3 protein-coding genes and 1 pseudogene are annotated in these 2,244 nt (G+C 58.6%); all 4 read right to left on the bottom strand.

Annotated features, from left to right (window positions below; genetic code table 11):
• Positions 1-621: 621 nt before the first annotated feature.
• Positions 622-1,065, bottom strand: a complete 444-nt coding sequence (gene cynS, locus H0V34_10665) for a cyanase (GenBank protein ID MBA2492128.1) — start codon at positions 1,063-1,065, stop codon at positions 622-624.
• Positions 1,066-1,148: 83 nt separating this feature from the next.
• Positions 1,149-1,229, bottom strand: a pseudogene (locus H0V34_10660) (formate dehydrogenase).
• A gap of 59 nt (positions 1,230-1,288) precedes the next feature.
• Positions 1,289-1,891: a cysteine hydrolase gene (locus H0V34_10655; protein ID MBA2492127.1), complete on the bottom strand. Its 603-nt coding sequence runs from the start codon at positions 1,889-1,891 to the stop codon at positions 1,289-1,291.
• 204 nt (positions 1,892-2,095) lie between these two features.
• Positions 2,096-2,244, bottom strand: a 149-nt coding sequence (locus tag H0V34_10650; protein ID MBA2492126.1) for an aldehyde dehydrogenase family protein, incomplete at its 5' end; no start/stop codon positions are given.

Here is a 2,244-nt window from a genome sequence, read left to right as displayed (position 1 = left end):
GCGCCCTTGTACCGCGATAATTATGGGGTGCTTAACCACCAGCTCTCATGTGTTGCGGCCTAAAGCCGCCAACATAATATAGACGACAAATCTGTTGCGATGCAGTGTCTAGTATGTCGCACAGCGCGGTCAAGAGCGCAGATACTCCAAGCGATCGGCCATTGCTATTGATCTTGGGCAAACCTGAAAACATGCGGATGGATGGCGAAGCTAAATCGCCAAGGTTGCTCGATTAGTTGCCGGCCACGCTCCTTCAGGTAAATGTTGTTCACTATTAAAAAAACGCGGAAATAGGACGCCCAGCGATCCGCGATCGGCGGGTTCGAGATCGCAGCGACCCGGCGCGATGTTCCAGTTGGTCCGCCGTTGACGCAGAATGGCGCTCTCATGCAACCACCGTCAGCGCCGGCACAGAAGCAGTAAGCGTCCTGCGCCATCGACCGGGAGCCGCACGGGGTGACTCAATCCTGCAAATCGCCGGTTTGCCGGACCCACGATGCCGAACAGCTTCGCAATAGCCGACAGGCTGGGCTTCTGGATCATGTCCGCGGGGATAGTCTTTGCCGTCGAGTAACGCGCGAGTGGCGGCGGAATCCGACTGCGTAGAGCGATGACCCGGGGTCAGTAGATTTTGTACGGCAGGAATTTTCCACTCATAGTAATCTTCACACGGTCACCCTTGGGATCGGGTTGCCGCTGGATGTCCATGTCGAAATCGATGGCGCTCATGATGCCGTCGCCGAATTCCTCGTGGATGAGTGCCTTGAAGGTTGTTCCATACACGTTCACCAGTTCATAAAAGCGGTAGATGAGCGGGTCGGTCGGCACCTCGGTCGGCAACGAACCCTTGTATGGCACCTGCTGCAAAAGCGCTACAGCTTCTGAATCAAGGCCAAGTTTCTTGCCGATCGCTTTCGCCTGCGCAGCGTTCAATGTCATCTGGCCCAGCAGCGCGGCGGTCGCCCATTCCTTGCTGGCGTCCACCACTTCGGCGAGGGCTTCCCACGTCAGGCGTTTCTTGATTTTGGCGGCGATGATCTGTTCGGTAACATCGTTGCGGGTCATTGTTTGCGCTCCATTGTGTCATCTTGCAACGTAAAAAAATCCGGCCCCAGAGAGCGGGGCCGGACATAAAGTGGGGACTTCTACCAGCACTCCAGGATTTCGCGGGTGCCCGCGGCATAGCGCGCCTGCGCCGAGAGCGAGCTGCCGGAGATGTGCGGCGTCATGCTCATCACGCGTGCATCAAGAGACTCCGCGTGCAATCGTCGGCGGGCGTGGTGGCGACTCAGTCCGGCAGATCGCGGCCCCGCCGGACCACGACGCCGAACAGGTCGGCGACGGCGGCCAGGCTGGACTTCTGCATCATGTCCGCGGGGATGGTTTCTTCGCCGTCGAGTAACGCGCGGGTGGCGGTGGCGGCGGCTACAACCGTCGGCGCATAGCCCAGGTTGAACGCCCCGCGGGCGGTTGAGTTGACGCACATGTGCGTCATGAAGCCTGTGAGCACCAGGTTTTGCGCGCCGCTCGCCTGCAATTGCTCGTGCAGTTGCGTATTCACGAACGCGTTGGGATGGGTCTTGGTGATCACGGATTCATCGCCTTGTGGCGAAACCTTGTCCGCGATCTGGCCCAAATCGGATTCCAGGTCGTAAGGCGAACCGCTGCCGGCGTTATGCTGGATGTGAATGATCGGGATGCCGAGCTTGCGCGCGCGCTCCAGCAGTATTCGCGCCTCGTCCAGCGCCGCTTCAACACCCGCGAGTTCCATCACGCCTTCGCGGTAAGTGTTCTGGCAGTCGATCATGATCAAGGTCGATTGGCTCAAGGCGGCGGGCTCTTCGCTCATGCCGGAGATGACACGCAGGGTCTGGGGTGTGTTTGATGTCATAAGGATAATGGACTTTTAGAAAGAGGTTGAAGGGGGGCGCTCAACAACATCCGCACTTACTGATAATTGCCAAGAGTCAGGTTGTTCAGCTTTGCGACGCATGCTCAAGGTGGTTAAACGGGAAAAAAGCGGGGCGAGCCTGTGGCCCGCCCCCGGCGAGTGACGTCTACATCGCTTGCGGATAACCGGATCGCTACATCCGCGTTACAGTGCGATCGTTACCGCTTTGTTCTCCGTGTAATTGGAGAGCACCGCCTCGCCCATCTCGCGACCCCAGCCGGATTGCTTGTAACCGCCGAAGGGCAGCGCGGCGTCGAAGATGTTGTAGCAGTTTATCCATACCGAGCCGGCCT

This window comes from Gammaproteobacteria bacterium, from assembly GCA_013696315.1.
Classification (GTDB): Bacteria; Pseudomonadota; Gammaproteobacteria; order JACCYU01; family JACCYU01; genus JACCYU01.
Note: the sequence above shows the minus strand (reverse complement) of the source record. Positions and strands in the feature narration are given on the sequence as shown.